Below are 20,473 nucleotides of genomic sequence, written 5' to 3'. Positions count from 1 at the left end.
TCAATTCGCTTAATCAAAATCTTCGGTATCTTCGTTAATCTGTTCCGTCAATTTGTTGGTGAACTGGAGCGCAGCGTTATAGCCCATACGCTTCAATCGATAATTCATAGCTGCCACCTCTATAATGACTGCCAGGTTGCGTCCAGGACGTACGGGCACCGTTACAAGCGGAACATCCGTATCCAGAATGCGTGTCGTTTCTTCATCTAATCCCAGGCGATCGTACTGCTTGTCCTGCTGCCAATTCTCAAGGCGAATAACGACGCTGATCCGCTTGTTGTTGCGAATCGCTCCTGCCCCGAATAAGGTCATTACGTTAATAATACCGATTCCGCGAATTTCCAGCAAGTGCCGAATCAGCTCAGGCGCTGATCCATGTAATTGGTAATCCGAGGTTTGACGAATCTCGACAGCATCATCCGCCACGAGACGATGGCCGCGTTTTACAAGCTCGAGTGCTGTTTCACTCTTACCGATCCCGCTCCCGCCCGTAATCAGCATTCCTACGCCGTACACGTCTACCAATACGCCATGTATCGTTGCAGTTGGAGCAAGCTTGCGCTCCAAGAAGCCTGTTACACGGCTGGATAAAGTTGTTGTAGACAGCTGAGAACGAAGCAGTGGAATCTGCTGCTCATCACAGATCTCCGTGATCTCAGGAGAGACCTCTAGACCGCGAGCTACGATGATACATGGCAAGTCTGGAGACACAAAGTGACGCATACGCTCCTTGCGCGCTTCTTCAGGCAGCGTTTCGAAGAAAGTCAACTCTGTCTTGCCTAGAATCTGTACTCGCTCTGTAGGATGATAATCAAAGAATCCTGCCATCTCGAGTCCCGGTCGATGTAGATCATCAACCGTAATGATGCGTTTCATGCCTTCTTTACCCGCCAGTATTTCCAGATGAAATTGCTCAGCCAATTCGGCTACCTTCACCATCTTAGGCATCCTCACCCACTCCTTCTCTATGATGTACACCTTTATCCATGAACTGCGTTGCACTTTTTACAGATATACCATGATGCACAGGCTTAAGTATAGTAGTTATCGTAACTAAATTTGGCGTTGAAAGCAATCAAGCCCTTGCTGCGTTAGCACAAATAAGAAAATGTATAGCTGCTTATAAGCAAGAAAGCTCGATGCCTAGGGCACCGAGCTTCTATTAGAAGAATGATTAGCTTTCGAATACGTTCAATTCAGTATCTTTGTCGAATACATGAACTTTGTTCATATCGATTGCAAGCTTCGCATTTTGACCTTCTTTCGAAGTAGAACGGCCGTCAACACGAGCGATAACTGTATCGCTGCCTACACCTTTCAGGTACAGGAACATTTCATGACCCATGTTCTCTGTAACTTCGATTGTAGCTGTGAAGATGCTGTTAGGGGAAGCTTCCAAGAATACTGGCTCTTCATGGATATCTTCGGAACGAACGCCGAGGATAACTTCTTTGCCGATCAAGCCTTTTTCTTTCAAGGATTGTGCTTTACCAGCTGGTACTACTACGTCCAGACCTGGAGCCTTGAAGCGAACATCGCCGCCAGCTTCAGTCAACGTACCGTTGATGAAGTTCATCGTAGGAGATCCGATGAAACCTGCAACGAACATGTTCAAAGGATGTCCGTACAATACTTCTGGAGAAGCTGCTTGCTGGATGATACCGTCTTTCATAACTACGATACGGTCACCCATCGTCATTGCTTCGATCTGGTCATGCGTTACGTAGATAACAGTTGTTTGAAGACGCTTCGACAATTTTGTGATCTCGGAACGCATCTGACCACGAAGTTTAGCATCCAAGTTGGAGAGCGGTTCGTCCATCAAGAATACTTGAGGCTCACGAACGATCGCACGGCCGAGAGCAACACGCTGACGTTGACCACCGGAGAGTGCCTTCGGTTTACGGTCAAGCAAATGCTCGATGTCCAAGATGCGTGCAGCTTCTTTAACGCGCTTGTCGATATCGTCTTTCTTGAATTTACGCAATTTCAAACCAAACGCCATGTTTTGGTATACGTTCATATGTGGATACAACGCATAGGATTGGAATACCATCGCGATATCGCGATCTTTAGGAGCAACATCGTTCACAAGGCGGTCGCCAATGTACAGGCTACCTTCTGAAATTTCCTCCAAACCTGCGATCATACGCAGTGTTGTGGACTTACCGCAACCGGAAGGACCAACCAATACGAGGAATTCCTTATCTTGGATGTCGAGATTGATGTCAATTACTGTTGCTTTATCAGATCCTGGGTATTTCTTGTAAACATGTTCTAAGCGTACGCCTGCCATGGTTATTTCCCCCTTATACGTGTGTGTTTATGATTTCGGTTAAATCTCATATACTTATCATATCTAAACCCTGTACAAATGACTATACACAAACTGCACAAAAAAGCGCTTCCCTATTTCGTGACTTTGTACAATAGCAATATGAGCTTTACCAAAACAGCATCAGAAAAGGTGCGAACATCTAGTCCCGTATCCTGCTTAATCTTATCCAATCGATATAATAATGTATTACGATGTATATATAGCCGTTTTGCCGTTTCACTTACGCTGCAATCAAATTGAAAGAAGGTTTCCAGTGTGGCGAGTGTCTCTGAATCGGTAAAGCTATCGTTTTTCGTCACAACACGCTTCATGAATTGCTTGCGCACTTCATCTGGAATGCTGTACACCAATTGCTCCAGATGCACTTCCCACGGGAGATGAATCGAATCCGTAACATGAAATGTTCTTCCTAGATAGATTGTTTCCCGCAGCTGCGACACCGTCGCCGGCAGGCCTACAATTGGTGAGAAGGGATACCCTACGGACATGTGACTCTCGCCAATCCATTCTGCCGCAAGCAATTCATATAAGCCAGAGCAGAAAGAGGTCAGCATCTCCTCAACCGTTTCCTTATGATCCACTTCTTCATCCTGTTCATACGAATGCGTTAATTGTTCGGGAACGAGAATCAACCATTCCTTCTCCGTCAAGGGCACAACCATCACTTCACCGCCAAAGTAAGACTTCAACAGCTTGTACAGCGACGAATAGCTGGGTGCTTCACGATGTGAATGCTCTGCTGCGAGCAGAAACGGAACGACAGATTGAAACAGCTTGCTCTTCCATGAAAATGTATCCGGTACCTGCGCCTGCAGATCTTTTTCCAGCAGCCGATCCATAATCCACTGACCGAATTGAACTACCTGCTGCTCATCGCTAGCAGCTCCAGTTGATGAGTTCTTCCGATTGCTCATATCCATCCATAGCAGCATTTCGAGCCATTGACGTTCTTTAACAGGCAAATATGCCGCATCACAATGCAACAGCTCCGTGTTGAGTGAGCCATGCTTCCATAACATATAACAGCGACCCTCATGTTCGACGAGCACCACAGGTGAGACTGTAGATGACTGTCCTGCATCTTGCGCCTCTTCAACCCACGATCTCCATGTTGCAGTCGATATGGTCGCATCTTCTAAAGATACATTGATGATCCGTTCAATCTGCGCTCGCAGATCTTTCTTGTCCATCTTCATCAACTCATTTCTTCAGCTTTCTAGCTCTTGCTGCACTAATTGTAACATAACAGCTAATGGGCTTCACCATATGAGGCTGATGAACATAGTTCTAGACGAAGGATCATTCCGTTAGGTGCTAAAACTCCTTCGAGCGATAATCATAGGGATCAATCTGCTTAAGTACCTGCAGCTCGCGCTGCGTCGGCTCGGGCGTGTACCGGATCGAATCATAACTTACGGTAAAGCCGGTATTCTCGATCACTTCCTCCAATGAAGAGGTAGGATGGATACTGTCGAGCATAAGCTGACCATTTACATATTCAAAAATGCATAGAGGAGTCACGATCTTCCATAGGTTGCCGCGTGTAGTGACGAAGTCCACATGCTCTACAAACGTTCTGCGATCATGCTTGGTACGCCATATTATAGCCTTCTTGGCTGTTGGTATTAGAACAGCGCTTCCCGCTCCGCCAGGCAGCCGCACCTTCGGTTTGTGATAGCTTCCAATTACAGAAGCGTTCACATTGCCATGGATATCAAATTGAACTCCGCCAAGAAAGGCGACATCCAGGCCTCCGCGCATCGATAGATCGAATACTTCCTCAAGCGGAAAGACCGCTTCTCCCGATGTAACCAGCTCTGCGCCAGCTGAAGAGTATGAAGTGTTCTTGATCGAAGCCGGATTAACCCCGCCGGGAATGTTGAGATGCACCAAGCGAGGAGCATGGAGCTGTCTAGCCAGCATCATCGCCACCATTGGCAAATGCGAGGAGACACCGTGGAACACCTTCTCGCCATCCTGCAGCATCCTTGCGATTGCACATACCATGATGTCGCTTGCGCGATATGGTTTCGCTGTCGGTTTCATCTGAAGCTTCCCCCTCTCGCCAGCGTTCTTTGACGGTCAGCTCTTTCATAGCTGTTCACATAAGCTTGGATGCCATCAGCATCTCTCAGCTTCAGAAACTGCTGAAGCGCTTTATGGTCCACTTCATAGCTCTTGTCACAGGAGCAAGGAGCTGCGCCTTTAGGAACATGAACGACAGCACTCACTAGGAAATGCGGAACACTAACCGCCTCGGGACGCATCCGAATCTTGCTCTTGGGAACAACTCTCTCCGTCGTGATGATCACTTGCTTAGCAGCGCGGCTCATCAGTACGTCTTCAAATGCCGGACCGAGGATAATGGCGTTGCCTTCTTCATCGCATTCCTGAACGTGGATGACAGCCACATCAGGCACGATCGCCTTCACAACGGTTACCGGCTGATTCGTAAACGGATCGGGTATGACTTGAAAATAATCCACAGCGTCGATCAGATCCCCCGTCTTCAAGCCTGCAACCGGCATGAACGGCGCTCCGCTTGCCGCTGCGCGCAATGCGCAGATGACGGTGTAGCACGCATGCTCGTTGCATTGAACCGTACCTGCTTCCACCGCTTTGCGGTAATGCATCGCAAGGCCGTATTCCGTCTCATAGGAGACGAAGCCGGCATTAACCGAATGCACGCAGCCCGCTGCGCAGAGCAGGTCAATATCATGAGCGCCTGCTGTCTTCACCAGGCGCAGGTCCCGCTTCCGCTGGCGAATCAGCTCCCGTACCATCGCCATCGGCGCGCGATGCAGCACATTGCCGCCTAAGGCGAGCACAGCTCCATCCGGGATGAGCGCGCTCGCCTCTTCTATAGTAGAAAGTTTGGAATTCATAGCTTTCGTTAACACTGAACCACCCCGCAGAAACGGACACACAGTCCGTTATTTCTTCCAAAATCCACTGCTTCGCCTTTCAAGCTGACCGAGCATCCGCTATTGATGATCATTTCACCTATTATGACTTCTTTCCAAGCCAATAAGGGCTCTGTTGTCCGCCAAACTCGCCATTTACCCCTTATTAGCGGAAATAACGGCTCTACGGTCCGCAAGAGTAGTACAACTGCGCTCCCTGCTGTAAGTTACTTCACAGCATTGCACGCAATATGCACCGCATCCCACACTCCGGCAAATGGCGGCGCGTAGCACAGGTCCACCATGCCCATCTCAGCCGCCGTCATTCGGTTATGAATGGCGACTGCGAACACATCGATACGGAGTACGACACCCTTCTCTCCTATCGCTTGCGCGCCGAGTAGAATCCCTGTCTTCTTCTCCGTGATAAGCTTGATATGGATCGGAGTGGGATTCGGATAATAGCGCGGATGATCGGCCGCTGTCACGAATACCGTCGAATAATCGATCGCTAATCGCGCGGCATCTTCCTCCGATATTCCTGTGCGCGCGAGCTCCAGTCCCAGCACTTTAATCGCTGCGCTGCCTAGTGTCCCAACGAACTTCTCGTGCTTGCCGAGCATATTCGTTCCCGCCATACGGCCGCACTTGTTGGCTGTCGTACCGAGCGGAATAAATGTGTTCTCCTGCAGCACTTTATGATAAACTTCCGCACAGTCACCTGCGGAATAGATGTCTGCAATGTTAGTCCGCATCTCACGGTCTATGATAACCGCTCCGTTCTTCGCGAGCGCGATACCAGAGCCTTTCAGAAACTGCGTAGAAGGCTTAACGCCCACGCACATGATGACCAGATCCGCTGTGTAGCTTGCACGATCCGTCTGAATACCTCGTACAGAAGTGTCCCCAAGCAGAGCTTCGACCTTCTCGCCAAGATGAATCAAGACACCCTTCGAGATGAGCTCTCTGGTCGCAATATCTGTAATTTCCTGATCAAATGTCTTAAGCAGCCGGTCTCCCAGCTCGATGACTCTAACGTTCTTTCCTAGCTCTATCATGGCTTCCGCCACTTCGATGCCGATATACCCGCCGCCAACGATCACAACATCGTTCACCTGCTGCGAAGAAATCGATTGCTGCAGTGCTATGCCATCTTCTAAGCTCTTCAATACGTGAACGCCGCTTAACCCGCGCCCTGGTATAGGGGGCACGATAGGCTGCGTTCCAGTTGCGATCATCAGCTTGTCGTACGATTCGAGAAATACGCGGTCCTGCTCCAGATCCTTAATCATCAGCTGCTTCTGTTCTGGAACGACCTTTAGCACTTCATGCCGCAGCGCTGTCCGAATCCCCGCTTCATGGAATTGCTCCTGTGTCCTGGCAATCATCTTCGTGTAATCATCGTTAGTCCCGGACACATAATAGGGGAGTCCGCAAGCGCCGTATGAGAGGAACGAGCCCTTCTCATACACCACAACTTCTGCTGTCGGGTCTGTACGTTTTAACTTGGACGCTGCTGACATCCCAGCAGCAACCCCGCCAATAATTACGATCTTCATCTCCAGCACCTCCAGACCTTATAGATCCGCCTGCAAGGCAGGAGGCTTATCCATTATTCCCACTATGAGAGCATCAAGCGGCGCTGGATTGCGGAGCGCGTGCTGCACGTTGCTTCCTTGGCACACGAGCACCCATTGATTGACGCCTGCGCCTAAGGTGTCCCCGGCCACAATAATGCGTCGCTCTTCATGAAGCCCGATCTCAACCATTAACAGCTTGAGGCCTTGAAGCCCATCGTATTTGTTCGTCGATATGACGTTGCCCACCACTTTTCCCATCTCCATGCCGCTCGCCCTCGCTTCTACTTGATAATGTGCAGGCGATCTCCCGTCTTCAGGCCGAATGCATTGCCGTCATCCGTATCGATATGCATATCTAATGCATAGTTGTCCCGCACTTTAATCGCCACTCCATCCATGACGCCGCCTCTAATCCCTTCCACTCTGACCGATACGTGCTGTCCATGCTGAACACCGAACGCCGAAGCATCTCTCGGTGTCATATGAATATGACGCTCGGCGATAATACAGCCGCGATCCAACTGCAGACTGCCCGCTGGACCGATGATGCGGATGCCGGGCGTATTCTCAAGATCTCCCGACTCTCGTACGGGCGGCTTGATACCGAGCTTACGGGCATCGCTTGGCGCAAGCTCCACCTGCGTGTTGCCACGGCAAGGTCCCAGCACGCGCACCCTCTGAATCGCGTCTTGCGGTCCGACAAGCGTCACCGTCTCATTAGCCGCATACTGACCCGGCTGTGATATATCCTTGTACTTCGTCAATACGCTTCCTTTGCCAAATAGAACTTCCAGATGTTCCGCGGACAGATGCACATGTCTTGCAGATACACCGACTGGCACCACTGTCTGCAGCTCGCCAGATGACGCCAATCCGATTGCTTGCAGCTCGTCCATGATTAGCTTCGTGATCGATTGAACCCATTGATCATTCGACATCATGTTATCGTTCATTCCACATCACCTGCTTACTTTACGGATGGAAGCATCTTCAGCACGTCAGTGTGTGGTCTTGGAATCACATGCGCCGCTACCAATTCGCCAATGCGCTGCGCAGCTTCTGATCCGACTTCAACTGCTGCTTTAACTGCGCCGACATCGCCTTTTACGATGACGGTAACTAGACCGGAGCCGATCTTGTCTGTTCCGACGATTTCTACATTTGCTGCCTTCAGCATCGCGTCTGCCGCTTCAACCGCTGCTACATAGCCTTTCGTCTCGATCATGCCGATAGATTCACTCATGATATAATCCTCCTCAGATTGGCATTAATGATTAACGATCCTAACGAATAGAAATGATCAGCGTATTACTTCAATGTCGGCAGCATCTTCTGAACATCCAGATGCGGTCTAGGAATCACATGTACAGCTACCAGCTCGCCTACGCGCTGAGCAGCCTCTGCACCCACTTCCGCTGCCGCTTTAACTGCGCCAACATCGCCTTTTACCAATACAGTAACCAGACCGGAGCCGATCTTCTCCGTACCGACGATTTCCACATTTGCCGCCTTCAACATCGCATCCGCTGCCTCGATTGCAGCAGTTAAACCTTTCGTCTCGATCATAGCCAATGCTTCGTTCATCTTTACTACCTCCATTAATGATTAATTAGGTTTATGATTTCGGCTGTCTTCTGCTTCTTGTCCGCTTAGGCGGAGCTTCCGATACCAAGCCTTGTTCCGGTTCCGTTATCGTTTCGAACTCTTTCTGAACCGCAGGCTCTGCTTGAGCGCTTGGAACGATAAACTTCATAATCTCCGCATGCGGCTTGGAGATCACCAAGCTCATCTTCAGCGGATTGTTGGCTTTGCCTTTACATACCTGTCTTGCTGCCTCAACTGATGCTGTGACTTGCGATACTCCGCCGCCGACGATAACAGTTACCAATCTGCCGCCCAGCAGCTTCTCGCTTGTCAGGAACTGCACATCCGCTGACTTCGTCATCGCATCCAACACTTCAATTGCAGTGGAGAAATACTGCACCTCCACTACTCCAATCGCATCAATATGTGTCATGCTGTTCCCTTCCTTCACTCCGAAGCGAGCAGTACATCAAGCTCGTCCGCTGGCTTGTAGAGAATATGGGAGGTTATAAGCTCCCCTGTCCGACGAGCTTCCGCCGATCCAACCTCCAGTGCGGTTCGCACCGATTCAATATCGCCTTGGACGATAACCGCTACATAGCCGGCGCCGGACTTTTCGACCTTGAGTACCTCTACGTAAGCAAATTTCACCATCATCTCCGCAGCCAGCCAAGCTGAGGTGAGTCCTCGTGTTTCGATCATACCGATAGACGCTCTCATGGGATTCCCCCTTATCCGCTGCTTCTGAAGCTACTTCGGACTGACCTTCCCCTGCGGCAGCAGCCCCATTAGCTCCGCGCTCCCTGATGGGATAAGATGAAACAGCATCTCATCCGGGGCCAGATAGCGGGATGCTGTTTCGCGCGCGACATCCAGCGCAGCCTGTACATCGCTGACTGTCCCTGAGAACTTAACCTGAATCATAACGGGTATTCTCGCATGGCTGTCATTCGGAGGGTTGTTGCAATCAATCCCTTGTATCGTGATATTAGCCGCCTTGCAAGCCTGATCCATCACGGCTAATGCTATGCTGTATCCTTGAACCTCTACACATCCGATCGCGGTACGTGTCATGGCTATCACCTACCCTATAATTCGGAATCCGCCCTCAGCCAACACGCATCGCACTTTACGTGTGAACGTCTTGGCAGACGTTAAACCTTCTCCTGTCGGTCCAGCTATCGTCATCGTCGTGTAGCCTTCTCCTCCGAAGCCGACTCCCGCCAGCGATGACGCATTCTTTACGAATATGGTCGTACCGACAGCTCGCGCGAACTTCGTGAGATGATTAACGTTCGTGGAATGCATGATCGCCGTATGACGATTGCCATGCTCCGCTTGCACCGCTAACTCAATCGCTTCATCCAAGTCCGCCGTCCGCACGATCGGCAGAACCGGCATCATCTGCTCCAATTGGACAAATGGATGCTGGAAGTCCACTTCGCAGATGAGCAGCTTCACGTCCTGTCTGCCGCGTACGCCGATCTTCTCTAGGAAGAGCAATGCGTCCTTCCCGATCCAGTCCTTCGCGACGTGATATTCCCGCTTCGTATCCAGTGAACATCCGCCTGCGACCTGCCGCACATTCGGCTCAAGCGCAAAGCTCATAACTTGCTCCAGCTCGCGTTGATTCAAGCGGTAAGCGCCATAGTTCAGCATGTGGAAGATGAGATCGTCCGCCACACTATTCACCACGAACACTTCTTTCTCCGCGATGCACAGGATGTTATTTTCAAACGAAGCCCCTGCAATGATCGCCTTGGCAGCCCGCTCGATGTCAGCCGTTTCGTCCACGACAACCGGGGGATTGCCCGCTCCCGCGCCAATCGCTTTCTTGCCAGAGCTCAGCAAGGCTTTAACCAAACCAGGTCCGCCAGTACCTAACAGCAGCTTAACTTCTGGCGACTCTGTGATGCGGTCCAACGATTCCTTGCTTGGATCCTTCACCATCGTAATCAAGTTGAGAGGACCGCCGGCTGCCACAATCGCTTTATTCAGCAGCTGAACTGCGTAAGCGCAGCTTCTCTTGGACGAAGGGTGTACATTGAATACGACCGCATTGCCCGCCGCCAACAATCCGATTGAATTGTTGATGACTGTTTCCACCGGATTCGTCACGGGCGTAACGGCTCCAACGAGACCGAAGGGGCCTTCTTCAATAATCGTTAACCCATCGTCACCGGACCACGCTTGCGTACTCAGATCCTCTGTCCCCGGCGTCTTCATCGCCGTCAGCTCCAGCTTCGCAATCTTATCCTCGACACGCCCCAAGGATGTCTCTTCCCAGATCATCCGAGCCAGCGTCTCTTTATGCTCAAGAGTCGTCTGCCGGATCGCCTGAATCAGCTTCTCCCGTTCAGCCAGCTTGCCGCCCTTCGCATACAGCTTCTGCGCAGCAGCAGCCGCATGAATAGCATCATCCGCTTGCTCGAACACGCCATAATCCCCCTGCGAATGCTGAAGGCTCACACTTGCAGGAGCAGCTTGAAGCGACGATGCTGCGGCGAGCGCAGACACTTGCTGTGGCACAAGCTGTGACGCAGGCTGTGCTTGACCGAGGTTCTGACCAATGTTCTTCAAGACGCCTTGAATGATGCTCTGCACATCTTGTTCGGTCAACTTTACGCTCATGTACGGTCACTCCTAACGGCTTAGTTTCTTCAATACTTGTTCCGTTACCTTCGCTACGATCGCTTCGATCATATCCTGCTTGTCCTTCGCGGACAATTCCGATAATCCAACCGATGGCTCCGAAGCAGCCGCTGCTTGCCCAGAGCCTGTCTCATCCGAAGGATACTTGCAAGCTGGCGTTCCTCCGCTCGTAATTCCCATCTTCGCGCGTATCGTGATCAGATCGGACACCTGATTGCAATTCAGCTCATTCGCCTGATTAATAATTCTGCCGGAGTACATCAGCATTAGCGCATAATGCTCTAGCGACTCCATCCGATAATAGGCTTCGATGATGTCTGTGCCCCATGTCAACGCGCCATGATTCGCTAGCAGCACCGCATTATAATCCTTGCAGTAAGGTGCGATCGAATTCGGCACCTCTTCCGTGCCCGGTGTCGCATAGGGTGCGACAGGCACCGTACCCAGGATGACAACCGCTTCTGGCGACACCGCTTTGTCGAGATCGATTCCCGCGATCGCGAACGATGTAGCAACTGGCGGATGCGCGTGTACAACCGCTGTCACGTTCGGGTTCTCCTTGTATACGCGGAGATGCATCTTGATCTCGGAAGACGGCTTGCGCTTCCCAGCTAGAACCTTGCCGCTCAGGTCCAACTTGACCAGCATATCAGGGGTCATAAATCCTTTGCTCACCCCAGTCGGAGTTGCCCAGATCGTGTTAGGACCTGTCTTTATCGTAATGTTGCCGTCGTTAGCCGCGACAAAATTCTTGTTGTACATCCGCCTTCCAATCTCGCAAATCATCTTCTTCGCTTCAAAGTCAGAAAGATAGGCTGAAGTCTTCTCTAACATACGCTCACTTCCTATTGGTATTTAATACCTGTTTCTGTTGATGACTTGATTTTCTTACTTTATACATGGTTTGTCAATTATTTATTTTGTTTTTTGTGGTTTTTGTAGGTGATAATACTCAATACAGGATCAAATAAGCAACAAATAGTCAAAATACAAGATTTATACCTCAATTCACCCTTAAAATAACGTCATCCCAACTCATCCACAAACCAAACAAATATGGTATAATGTTGTAAATTCCACAACATTAATGGAAAGTACGTGATCCTATGCTGCCTATAGCAAGAAAGTCCAAGATCAAAGAAATCATATTAGAGAAGAAGAACGTGACCGTTTCCGAGCTGGCTGGATTGTTCTCGGTTACAGAGGAGACGATTCGCAGGGATCTCAAGCAGCTGGAAGACGAGGGTGTGCTTACGCGTACATATGGCGGTGCCTACATTTCAGACGGTGTACAGAATGATGTGAACTTTAATTTGCGAGAGCATATACATGTGGAAGGCAAGAAGAAGATTGCCGAGAAGTGCGTACAGTTTATTAATAACGGGGACTCGATCTTTCTTGATGCCTCTTCAACATCGCTGTACATTGCCAATATGCTTCGTGACAAGCGAATTACGATCGTAACGAACTCGATTAAGATTGTGAACGCATTGATCGACAGCACCAGCGTGCATCTCGTCATTCTGGGCGGCAGCATCTCTCCGTCCTCCATGTCCAGCTTGGGACGCAACACCGAACTAAGCATAAACAGCTATTATTTCGACTTAGCTTTCATCTCTTGCCGTTCGATCAGCATGCAGCACGGTATTACGGATTCGAATGAGCAGCAGGCGGAAGTGCGCCGTCTAGCCGTGGAGCGTGCCAACAAAGCGTTCCTCATTGCCGACTACACGAAGTTTGATCGCACATCGTTTGCCAGCATATGCGGCTTTGATCAGATCGATACACTCATTGTTGATCAAGCCTTATCTCCAGACTGGCACCGCCATCTGGAGCATCACAGCATATCCTTGCATGAGTGCAACTAATGAACTCGAATAAAGCCCGCCCTTGGAGTCTGCATGCAGCAGGTTCGTAGGGCGGGCTTTATCATTTATTAGCTCTCAAACATCTTAGGCAAGCTTACGTTGAACGGTGGATAAGCAATACCGTTCTGTGTAATGATAGCGCTGATCAGCGAATGATCTGTTACGTCAAATGCGGGATTGTACACCTGCACGCCCGCAGGCGCCATCGGCTTCTCATACCATTGCGACGTCACTTCTTCGTCAGCGCGCAGTTCGATATGGATATCGTCGCCGGTTTCGCATTTCAAGTCGATTGTAGACAGCGGCGAGCACACATAGAACGGTATGCCGTAATGCTTCGCTAGTATCGCCACGGCAGATGTGCCGATCTTGTTGGCTGTGTCACCGTTAGCCGCGACGCGATCGCAGCCGACGAGCACCGCCTGCACTTTACCTTCCTTCATCACGATCGAAGACATATTATCGCAGATTAACGTGACATCTACTCCCGCTTCCTTCAGCTCCCACGCTGTCAGCCTTGCACCCTGCAGCAGCGGTCTCGTCTCATCCGCGAATACCTTGAACTGATAACCCTGCTCCTGGCCCAGATAGATCGGAGCTAATGCCGTCCCATACTTAGCCGTTGCAATAGCGCCTGCATTACAATGCGTAAGCAGTCCCCAGTTCGGCTCCAGTAAAGACAGCGCGTACTTGCCGATGCTCTCGCATACGATCTCGTCCTCAGCACGAATCGCCTCTGACTCCTCGCGCAGCGCTTCCTTAGCCTCGGCAATGGACTTGCCAGCCTCGCGCAGCAAGCGCGCTTCCATCCGGTCCAGCGCCCAGAACAGATTAACGGCTGTCGGTCTGGAGGAGGCGAGATAGTCCTTAACATCCTTAACATCCTGGCACAGCTGCTGGAACGTTTCAGCCTTGGAACGCTTCGCTCCCAAGTACAAGCCATACGCCGCAGCTATTCCGATCGCTGGCGCGCCGCGCACCTTCAGCTTGAATATCGCATCCCATATATCCTTAAGCTCTGTTAGCCGCAAAAACACCTTCTCATTCGGCAACAGCGTCTGATCCAATATGACCAGTGTATCGTGCTCATCATCCAGTACAACAGATTGGATCATCGTAATTGACGTTGTATCGCTGCTCATCATGTCATATCCCTCCTGAAGCTTATCACTTGAAGTTAACGAGCTTAACTAATCTAACTAGCTCGACTAGCTCACAATCTTGCTGTCCGCTATCACATCGTCAACGATCTGTTTGAAATCGTCGCCAGTGCGAATGCCAGCACGCTGCATAATGAAGGTCTTCCCGATCACGAGCAGCAGCTTCTCCGCACGAGCTCTTGCTGTCGGATCAGCGATAGAAGTCACATCCTTCACGCCTGCCAGACCAATAATTCGGCGTATAAGCTCCATACCAGCTACAGCTGCCGCATCGGAAATGATTCCGTTCAGATAATAAACGTCAAATCCCGGAATCTTCGCTACACGATCTGTCGCAGCTTCATGATACAGCTTCATGAATTTTTCACGGAACAAGTCAATGACGTCCACCAAGCATGTGATCAGCCAAGCCTTCTGCTGTTCTCTTGCTGCCTCGTCCTTCATCACGCTATCTGCATTGACATAAGCGAATAACAGATGTGCAACGACATTGCCGACATCATACCCAGCAGGACCGTAGAATGCGAACTCTGGGTCGATAATCTTCGTTGAATCTTCCTTGATAAAGATCGAGCCCGAGTGCAGGTCGCCATGCAGCAAGGATTGCGCATGATTCATGAACTCGAACTTAAGCTTCGCTGTCTCCAGCAGAAGCTCCTCGTCTTCCCACAAGTAAGACTTCGCAAATTCACGTGTCCGCTCAAATACATCATTCCGAGGACAATCATAAAATGGCTCCGTATAGACTAGATCCTCTGAGATCTCGCATAGGTCGGGATTAATGAATCGCTTCAGCTGTTCTTTCTTCTCTTTATGGTTCATGACGATGTCAGATGTCAGCAGCAGCGTATTCGCCATAAAAGTGGAGATATGCTCCGCGAACAACGGAAACCGCTTATGATCGAGCAGCGCCTTCCTCATAATCTCGTGATCGGACAAGTCCTCCATCACACAGCAGTTCATAATCGGATCATACTTATACATGATAGGAACAAGGCCTGGCGCGAGCTCGTACTGAAGCTTTAATATTTCACTTTCAATCCGATTGCGATCGGGAGATACGATGAACTCATCCGATATGCGAGCAACGGGTCCTGCCTGCTTGATAATAATAGATCTATTCGTACGGGTATCCACGAGACGGAATACATAGTTCAGATTGCCGTCGCCTATCTCTATGCATGTCAGCTCCGCGCCATCATCGAAGTAATCAAGCTGCGTTAACGCGTATTGTACGACATCGGGTTCTTTCATGGTGAAATAATGAGTGAACTGATTCATTCGAATTACCTCCCCTAATCGCTACTTCTTCTTGTAATAAGTCAACGCCAAGGCAAACGCCAATACTGTACCCTTCACAATATCCATGGCATAGTAAGGGACGCTCATCATAACTAATCCATTTTGCAAAATCCCAATCAACACTGCCCCTACGAACGTCCCAATTGCATTCGGCTTACCAGCGCCGAGCACGGAGAATCCAATATACGCTGCTGCAACCGAGTCCATGAGATATGGCGCTCCCGAATTCACTTCGGCAGTCATTACGCGCGCGCCCAGCATGATACCGCCGATGGCTGCGAACATCGCGGATAAGATATATGCCGCCACTCGGTATTTATTGACCGAGATGCCTGATAGCTTCGCCGCCTCCATATTGCCGCCGATCACATACATATAACGGCCATGCTTCGTATAGGTAAGGAAGATGTGAACGACGATGACGATGACGAGCATGATCAGGATGATCCAAGGCACTTGACCTATCTTCGCGAAGAATGGACTGATCGTTCCAGTCGAGAAGCTTCCGTCCGGCATAACCATGTTCTGAGATACCGTCGCACCGCGTGTATAAGTAAGCGCGATTCCCTGTACCACGAACATTGTGGCCAGGGTCATCAGCATATCCGTAATCTTCAGCTTCACAATCATGAAGGCATTGATCACGCCAACCACTATACAAACGAGAATAGCAGTCACAATACCCAGGCCTACGCTCATGCCATGCCATACAAACATAGAGATAACGAGCGCATTGGCGAGTGAGGCTACTGAGCCAACCGATAGGTCAAATCCCCCTACTGATAGGGAGATTGTAATTCCGATAGATATAATCGTAACGATAGAAATAGAACGCAGAATGTTGACTAAGTTTGAAGGCTGAAGAAAGCTGTCCGATGTCAAGCCAAATACAACAATCAAGATGCCAATCGTGATGATCGTTCCATATCGATACAGGAAGTCGAATAGATCAAACGATTTGGGAGCTTTATTAGTTTGAATGGTCTTAGCAGTGCTCATCATTATTTTCCTCCCGTAGAGTAGTACAGCAACTCTTCTTCATTCGTGCGGCTCGTCTCCAGCTCTTTGACTAGCATTCCGTCATACAATACATAGGTTCGATTCGTAATTCCGATAATTTCCGACAGCTCGCACGATGCATATAGAATGCATTTTCCACGCTCAGCTAGTTGAAAGATAAGCTCGAATATATCTTTCTTCGCTCCGACATCGACGCCTTTAGTTGGCTCGTCAAATATGTATACTTCCGCATCGGTAATCAGCCATTTGCCAATCGCAACCTTCTGTTGATTGCCTCCGGATAGGTTCTGCACCTTGGTATTCTCGTTCGGTGTCTTGATGCCCAGATCTTGAATAATCGTACACGCAGCTTCTTTCTCCCTCTTAAATCTCAGCCACGTGTTCATGCTGCAGAATTTCTTCAGATTGACTGCTGTGATATTGACGGCAACGGATTCGCTAACCAGTATCCCTTCTTTGCGACGTTCCTCCGGCACTAGGGCAATGCCCTGCTTCATCGCGTCATGCGGATTGCGGATACTGAGCTTCTTACCATGAAGATGCAGCTCACCCGAGACTGAAGCTGATGCGCCAAACAACGCTTTACACAGCTCAGTCTTGCCGGCGCCTACCAAGCCTGCGATTCCGATAATTTCACCTTTTCTTATGTGCATGTCAATGGGCTGAACTTTATCGCGATCGCTGAACTGCTTCACCTCAAACATGGTTTCACCAAGTTCAACATTCACCTTAGGGAACTGATCGCCCAGTGATCTGCCAAGCATATGTTCTACGACGTGATTCTGCGTCACATCCGCAATCTTCTCTCTAACGACGAATTCCCCATCTCTCATGACGGTAATGTCATCGCATATTTCGAACAATTCGGGCAGACGGTGAGAAATAAAAATCACGCCGACATTTTCTTTTTTCAACTCTCGCACGATGCGGAACAGCTCTTGCGTCTCAGCATGGCTTAATGGCGCTGTAGGCTCATCGAGTATTAGAAATCTGCATGTCTTCGATATAGCCCTTGCTATTAACACCATCTGCTTCTCTGCTAGCGTCAATTGACTTACTAGCTTCTTCGAGGATACTTTGACGTTAATCCTGTTCAATATTTCCTGCGCGCGCTTATGGACCTGACTCCATGAGACGAATTGCTGCTTCCCCATGTCATTGACCATGTGATCCAACATGATGTTCTCGCCCACCGTCAAGTAAGGGATTAATGCGGTGTCTACTTCCTGGTAAACGATCTGAATACCCAGTTCCTTCGCGTCTCTTGGGCTGCGTATATGAACTTCTTGACCATCAATATAGATCTGACCTGAATAGTGATTGTAGGCCCCGGATAACACCTTCATCAGCGTTGACTTTCCTGCGCCATTCGCACCGATTAAAGCATGAGAACTTCCTGTCATCGTGCTGAAGAAAACATCATTTAATGCTCTGACACCTGGGAACTCGATCGTTATGTTCTTCATCTGCAGTTCGATTGCGTTCACTGCCCCCATAGCTTCACCCTCTAACAGGTACTTAGTATGCAGGCAGGAAAACGCTGTCATAACTGCTTCCCTGCCTGCTGATGTACTATTCTATTGCTGCGGACTACTTTTTATTAGCTTCCTTCAGCTTCTTCATCCAGCCTTCTTCAAACTCCGTGCTGACGCCCCAGCCTGGAATAATGCTAGCTAGATTAACCATGTTCACTGCTTCGGTAGAGCCTTTCAGCTTCTCTTGCGTAATCATCGATGCAGCCAGATTGTATGCTGCTGGTGTCTCTTCTCCTGCAATCTTCTTCGCAAGAATGCGGAGGTTCACCGCGCCGATGATCTTCGGATCAACGGCCGCTGTAGCTACCCATGGGCTCTTATCTTCCTGCATCGCTTGAAGGTCTGCGTTCGATACGTCGATACCGAATATTTTAACTTCATCACGACCTGCTTCTTTGATAGCTCGATTCGCTCCGATTGCAAAAGCATCCCATGTAGCAAATATGCCATCGATCTCGCCTTTCGGATACTTCGTCAACATAGCGGCTACAGCGTTCTGTGTCTGAACCGAAGTATCAGCAGCAGCTATACCAAATCGATCGATCTCCTCATAACCAGGGTTAGCCGTCAAAAATTGTTGATAGATCGTATTACGTCTTACCATTGGCGGGAAACCATCTACCCATAGGTAGACAATCTTACCTTTGCCTTTAAGCTCTTTGTGCATCTCATCCAATGCGAGCTTAGCCAAGTTCTCATCATCCTGTGAGGTAAGCGTTACGCCTTCAATATCAGCCAGACCGGCAATGGAGTCGTACGTTACAACTGGAATTCCCTTTTCTCGAATCTTCTTCACATCTTCAATCGTCGCCTCATCGTCACCATGAGAGATAATGAAGCCGTCATAATCTTTCTCGAGTGACTGGGCAATAGCATCATGGAACTTGGCAGTATCACCATTAGCCGAGAAGGTATCGACTGTGAAGCCCATGGACTCTCCTTCTTGCTTAGCGCCGGCCAAATACTGAGCCGTATGATCATCGCCGCCGATCTTGCGAATAACCATAATCTTCACTTGATCATCTTTTGCGATCTTGTCAGGTACTCCTTCGACCGCAGTTGTTCCTTTTGAGCCTTTGCTTCCACCGTCGCCCGTGGAGCAGCCTGTAGCAACCAGAACTACTACCATTAGTGAAAGCAGCATCTTACTGAACAATTGTCTCTTCAACACTAAACCCCCTTAATCAAGTTATGACTCTACTAATGTGTAATCGATTACCAGAACATGTAATGTTCATGGCAGAATTTTAGCATGGAAATACTTGGTTTACAACGAAAATTTATTGTTTTTTATGTAGTTTTAATTACTTTATATCTGTTTTATATGGTTTTATTACATCTAATCCCATATCTGTTCATGAATATATAAATACTCTATTTTAGATTGAGCTAGAGAAAATATAAAAAGGCTCATCTTCGATCTCATCACGAGATGGAAAGATGAACCTTGAAATTGAAGTAATTAGAATAAAAAAAAGCAGTTTTAAGGTTTCCCTCAAAACTGCTGTAAGTTCATAACTGGTGAGCCATGAAGGACTCGAACCTTCGACACCCTGATTAAAAGTCAGGTGCTCTACCAACTGAGCTAATGGCTCTCACTAAAAAGTAAGAATGGTGGAGGCTGATGGATTCGAACCACCGAACTCGAAGAGAGCAGATTTACAGTCTGCCGTGTTTAGCCACTTCACTAAGCCTCCATAAATTATGGTGGCTCGGGACGGAATCGAACCGCCGACACGAGGATTTTCAGTCCTCTGCTCTACCGACTGAGCTACCGAGCCATGAATATGAGATTTTGGACAAAAAATAAGTGGCGGAGCATTCGTTCCTCCACTTTCTAGTATAAAAATGGCGGAGCTGACGGGATTCGAACCCGCGGTCTCCTGCGTGACAGGCAGGCATGTTAGGCCTCTACACCACAGCTCCACACAAGTTTAAATGGTGCCGGCGAAAGGAGTCGAACCCTCGACCTACTGATTACAAGTCAGCCGCTCTACCAACTGAGCTACACCGGCATAATATGGTGGACGCTGACGGGATCGAACCGCCGACCCTCTGCTTGTAAGGCAGATGCTCTCCCAGCTGAGCTAAGCGTCCAGGATTGTTGTGTTAAAAAGGTAATATGGTAGCGGCGGAGGGGATCGAACCCCCGACCTTACGGGTATGAACCGTACGCTCTAGCCAGCTGAGCTACACCGCCATATTATTATTAAGTTAAGAAGTCACTGGCGGAGAGTGAGGGATTCGAACCCTCGCAGCTGTTACACCCTAACGCTTTAGCAAAGCGTCCCCTTCGGCCTCTTGGGTAACTCTCCGTGTCGTTCAGGTGAGCGCGAACCTTGTCCACCGTATTATACGTGATTCTCAACTAAAATTCAAGGTATATACCCTGAAAACTGAATGCGAAGTTTGAAAAGCCTTGCTTGAATATCATTAGGATAAGCCCTCGACCGATTAGTATTCGTCAGCTCCACACATTGCTGTGCTTCCACCCCGAACCTATCTACCTCGTCGTCTTCAAGGGGTCTTAC

At 49.3% G+C, this 20,473-nt stretch carries 21 protein-coding genes, 8 tRNA genes and 1 rRNA gene; 1 reads left to right on the top strand and 29 read right to left on the bottom strand.

The annotated features are described in order from the left end of the window. Positions 1-9: 9 nt before the first annotated feature. From hprK to ACXX53_RS20590, 15 genes are all read right to left on the bottom strand, one after another. Positions 10-948: an HPr(Ser) kinase/phosphatase gene (gene hprK, locus ACXX53_RS20660; RefSeq protein ID WP_458570579.1), complete on the bottom strand. Its 939-nt coding sequence runs from the start codon at positions 946-948 to the stop codon at positions 10-12. 226 nt (positions 949-1,174) lie between these two features. After that, entirely contained in the window at positions 1,175-2,296 is a 1,122-nt protein-coding gene (locus ACXX53_RS20655; RefSeq protein ID WP_458570578.1) for an ABC transporter ATP-binding protein, read from the bottom strand. A gap of 113 nt (positions 2,297-2,409) precedes the next feature. Beyond that, entirely contained in the window at positions 2,410-3,528 is a 1,119-nt protein-coding gene (locus tag ACXX53_RS20650) for a PucR family transcriptional regulator (protein ID WP_458570577.1), read from the bottom strand. 124 nt (positions 3,529-3,652) lie between these two features. Continuing rightward, on the bottom strand, positions 3,653-4,384 hold the full coding sequence (locus ACXX53_RS20645) for a CoA-transferase subunit beta (protein ID WP_458570576.1): 732 nt from the start codon (positions 4,382-4,384) through the stop codon (positions 3,653-3,655). Then, the gene (locus ACXX53_RS20640; protein WP_458570575.1) at positions 4,381-5,223 is read right to left on the bottom strand and encodes a CoA transferase subunit A; all 843 of its coding nucleotides are present in this window, start codon (positions 5,221-5,223) and stop codon (positions 4,381-4,383) included. Before ACXX53_RS20640 ends, ACXX53_RS20645 begins: the two co-directional genes overlap by 4 nt. A gap of 245 nt (positions 5,224-5,468) precedes the next feature. Further along, positions 5,469-6,800, bottom strand: a complete 1,332-nt coding sequence (locus ACXX53_RS20635) for a CoA-disulfide reductase (protein ID WP_458570574.1) — start codon at positions 6,798-6,800, stop codon at positions 5,469-5,471. 18 nt (positions 6,801-6,818) lie between these two features. Further along, positions 6,819-7,085, bottom strand: coding sequence for a EutN/CcmL family microcompartment protein (locus tag ACXX53_RS20630; protein WP_458570573.1), 267 nt, complete (start codon positions 7,083-7,085; stop codon positions 6,819-6,821). Between the two features lie 17 nt (positions 7,086-7,102). Further along, on the bottom strand, positions 7,103-7,774 hold the full coding sequence (pduL, locus tag ACXX53_RS20625) for a phosphate propanoyltransferase (RefSeq protein WP_458570572.1): 672 nt from the start codon (positions 7,772-7,774) through the stop codon (positions 7,103-7,105). 14 nt (positions 7,775-7,788) lie between these two features. Then, positions 7,789-8,064, bottom strand: coding sequence for a BMC domain-containing protein (locus tag ACXX53_RS20620; RefSeq protein WP_458570571.1), 276 nt, complete (start codon positions 8,062-8,064; stop codon positions 7,789-7,791). A gap of 65 nt (positions 8,065-8,129) precedes the next feature. After that, positions 8,130-8,405, bottom strand: coding sequence for a BMC domain-containing protein (locus tag ACXX53_RS20615; protein WP_458570570.1), 276 nt, complete (start codon positions 8,403-8,405; stop codon positions 8,130-8,132). Between the two features lie 31 nt (positions 8,406-8,436). Next, complete coding sequence (locus tag ACXX53_RS20610; protein ID WP_458570569.1) at positions 8,437-8,838, bottom strand: BMC domain-containing protein; 402 nt, start codon at positions 8,836-8,838, stop codon at positions 8,437-8,439. 14 nt (positions 8,839-8,852) lie between these two features. Next, on the bottom strand, positions 8,853-9,125 hold the full coding sequence (locus tag ACXX53_RS20605; protein WP_458570568.1) for a BMC domain-containing protein: 273 nt from the start codon (positions 9,123-9,125) through the stop codon (positions 8,853-8,855). A 30-nt stretch (positions 9,126-9,155) separates the two neighbouring features. Further along, entirely contained in the window at positions 9,156-9,479 is a 324-nt protein-coding gene (locus tag ACXX53_RS20600) for a BMC domain-containing protein (RefSeq protein ID WP_458570567.1), read from the bottom strand. A 9-nt stretch (positions 9,480-9,488) separates the two neighbouring features. Continuing rightward, positions 9,489-11,036: an aldehyde dehydrogenase family protein gene (locus ACXX53_RS20595; protein WP_458570566.1), complete on the bottom strand. Its 1,548-nt coding sequence runs from the start codon at positions 11,034-11,036 to the stop codon at positions 9,489-9,491. A 12-nt stretch (positions 11,037-11,048) separates the two neighbouring features. Beyond that, positions 11,049-11,891, bottom strand: coding sequence for a class II aldolase/adducin family protein (locus ACXX53_RS20590; protein WP_458570565.1), 843 nt, complete (start codon positions 11,889-11,891; stop codon positions 11,049-11,051). Between the two features lie 272 nt (positions 11,892-12,163). Here ACXX53_RS20590 and ACXX53_RS20585 point away from each other — a divergent pair, with 272 nt between their 5' ends. Then, on the top strand, positions 12,164-12,925 hold the full coding sequence (locus ACXX53_RS20585; protein ID WP_458570564.1) for a DeoR/GlpR family DNA-binding transcription regulator: 762 nt from the start codon (positions 12,164-12,166) through the stop codon (positions 12,923-12,925). A gap of 68 nt (positions 12,926-12,993) precedes the next feature. Here ACXX53_RS20585 and mtnA read toward each other — a convergent pair whose 3' ends face one another. The 14 genes from mtnA to ACXX53_RS20515 form a co-directional block, all read right to left on the bottom strand. Next, on the bottom strand, positions 12,994-14,067 hold the full coding sequence (gene mtnA / locus ACXX53_RS20580) for an S-methyl-5-thioribose-1-phosphate isomerase (RefSeq protein ID WP_458570630.1): 1,074 nt from the start codon (positions 14,065-14,067) through the stop codon (positions 12,994-12,996). A gap of 66 nt (positions 14,068-14,133) precedes the next feature. Further along, a complete protein-coding gene (gene mtnK, locus ACXX53_RS20575) occupies positions 14,134-15,366 on the bottom strand; it encodes an S-methyl-5-thioribose kinase (protein WP_458570563.1) in 1,233 nt (410 codons plus the stop codon). Positions 15,367-15,387: 21 nt separating this feature from the next. Then, positions 15,388-16,386, bottom strand: coding sequence for an ABC transporter permease (locus tag ACXX53_RS20570; protein WP_458570562.1), 999 nt, complete (start codon positions 16,384-16,386; stop codon positions 15,388-15,390). A gap of 2 nt (positions 16,387-16,388) precedes the next feature. Next, positions 16,389-17,903 (bottom strand): sugar ABC transporter ATP-binding protein, encoded by a 1,515-nt coding sequence (locus ACXX53_RS20565; protein ID WP_458570561.1) that lies wholly within the window; start codon positions 17,901-17,903, stop codon positions 16,389-16,391. A gap of 94 nt (positions 17,904-17,997) precedes the next feature. Continuing rightward, positions 17,998-19,110, bottom strand: coding sequence for a sugar ABC transporter substrate-binding protein (locus ACXX53_RS20560; protein ID WP_458570560.1), 1,113 nt, complete (start codon positions 19,108-19,110; stop codon positions 17,998-18,000). A 351-nt stretch (positions 19,111-19,461) separates the two neighbouring features. Continuing rightward, a tRNA-Lys gene (locus tag ACXX53_RS20555) sits at positions 19,462-19,537 on the bottom strand. A gap of 17 nt (positions 19,538-19,554) precedes the next feature. Continuing rightward, positions 19,555-19,639, bottom strand: a tRNA-Tyr gene (locus ACXX53_RS20550). Between the two features lie 8 nt (positions 19,640-19,647). Further along, positions 19,648-19,723 (bottom strand) — tRNA-Phe (locus ACXX53_RS20545). Between the two features lie 68 nt (positions 19,724-19,791). Then, positions 19,792-19,868: transfer RNA gene (locus ACXX53_RS20540), tRNA-Asp, on the bottom strand. A 13-nt stretch (positions 19,869-19,881) separates the two neighbouring features. Then, a tRNA-Thr gene (locus ACXX53_RS20535) sits at positions 19,882-19,957 on the bottom strand. A 6-nt stretch (positions 19,958-19,963) separates the two neighbouring features. Beyond that, a tRNA-Val gene (locus tag ACXX53_RS20530) sits at positions 19,964-20,039 on the bottom strand. Between the two features lie 26 nt (positions 20,040-20,065). Then, positions 20,066-20,142: transfer RNA gene (locus ACXX53_RS20525), tRNA-Met, on the bottom strand. Positions 20,143-20,168: 26 nt separating this feature from the next. Next, positions 20,169-20,257: transfer RNA gene (locus ACXX53_RS20520), tRNA-Ser, on the bottom strand. Positions 20,258-20,376: 119 nt separating this feature from the next. After that, positions 20,377-20,473 (bottom strand): 23S ribosomal RNA (locus tag ACXX53_RS20515); the annotation flags it as partial.

This window comes from Paenibacillus marinisediminis, from assembly GCF_054343325.1.
Note: the sequence above shows the minus strand (reverse complement) of the source record. Positions and strands in the feature narration are given on the sequence as shown.

Coding starts and splice junctions, on each gene's coding strand:
- hprK (WP_458570579.1), bottom strand. CDS start 948: ATGCCTAAGATGGTGAAGGTAGCCGAATTGGCTGAGCAATTTCATCTG.
- ACXX53_RS20655 (WP_458570578.1), bottom strand. CDS start 2,296: ATGGCAGGCGTACGCTTAGAACATGTTTACAAGAAATACCCAGGATCT.
- ACXX53_RS20650 (WP_458570577.1), bottom strand. CDS start 3,528: ATGGACAAGAAAGATCTGCGAGCGCAGATTGAACGGATCATCAATGTA.
- ACXX53_RS20645 (WP_458570576.1), bottom strand. CDS start 4,384: ATGAAACCGACAGCGAAACCATATCGCGCAAGCGACATCATGGTATGT.
- ACXX53_RS20640 (WP_458570575.1), bottom strand. CDS start 5,223: ATGAATTCCAAACTTTCTACTATAGAAGAGGCGAGCGCGCTCATCCCG.
- ACXX53_RS20635 (WP_458570574.1), bottom strand. CDS start 6,800: ATGAAGATCGTAATTATTGGCGGGGTTGCTGCTGGGATGTCAGCAGCG.
- ACXX53_RS20630 (WP_458570573.1), bottom strand. CDS start 7,085: ATGGAGATGGGAAAAGTGGTGGGCAACGTCATATCGACGAACAAATAC.
- pduL (WP_458570572.1), bottom strand. CDS start 7,774: ATGAACGATAACATGATGTCGAATGATCAATGGGTTCAATCGATCACG.
- ACXX53_RS20620 (WP_458570571.1), bottom strand. CDS start 8,064: ATGAGTGAATCTATCGGCATGATCGAGACGAAAGGCTATGTAGCAGCG.
- ACXX53_RS20615 (WP_458570570.1), bottom strand. CDS start 8,405: ATGAACGAAGCATTGGCTATGATCGAGACGAAAGGTTTAACTGCTGCA.
- ACXX53_RS20610 (WP_458570569.1), bottom strand. CDS start 8,838: ATGACACATATTGATGCGATTGGAGTAGTGGAGGTGCAGTATTTCTCC.
- ACXX53_RS20605 (WP_458570568.1), bottom strand. CDS start 9,125: ATGAGAGCGTCTATCGGTATGATCGAAACACGAGGACTCACCTCAGCT.
- ACXX53_RS20600 (WP_458570567.1), bottom strand. CDS start 9,479: ATGACACGTACCGCGATCGGATGTGTAGAGGTTCAAGGATACAGCATA.
- ACXX53_RS20595 (WP_458570566.1), bottom strand. CDS start 11,036: ATGAGCGTAAAGTTGACCGAACAAGATGTGCAGAGCATCATTCAAGGC.
- ACXX53_RS20590 (WP_458570565.1), bottom strand. CDS start 11,891: ATGTTAGAGAAGACTTCAGCCTATCTTTCTGACTTTGAAGCGAAGAAG.
- ACXX53_RS20585 (WP_458570564.1), top strand. CDS start 12,164: ATGCTGCCTATAGCAAGAAAGTCCAAGATCAAAGAAATCATATTAGAG.
- mtnA (WP_458570630.1), bottom strand. CDS start 14,067: ATGAGCAGCGATACAACGTCAATTACGATGATCCAATCTGTTGTACTG.
- mtnK (WP_458570563.1), bottom strand. CDS start 15,366: ATGAATCAGTTCACTCATTATTTCACCATGAAAGAACCCGATGTCGTA.
- ACXX53_RS20570 (WP_458570562.1), bottom strand. CDS start 16,386: ATGAGCACTGCTAAGACCATTCAAACTAATAAAGCTCCCAAATCGTTT.
- ACXX53_RS20565 (WP_458570561.1), bottom strand. CDS start 17,903: ATGGGGGCAGTGAACGCAATCGAACTGCAGATGAAGAACATAACGATC.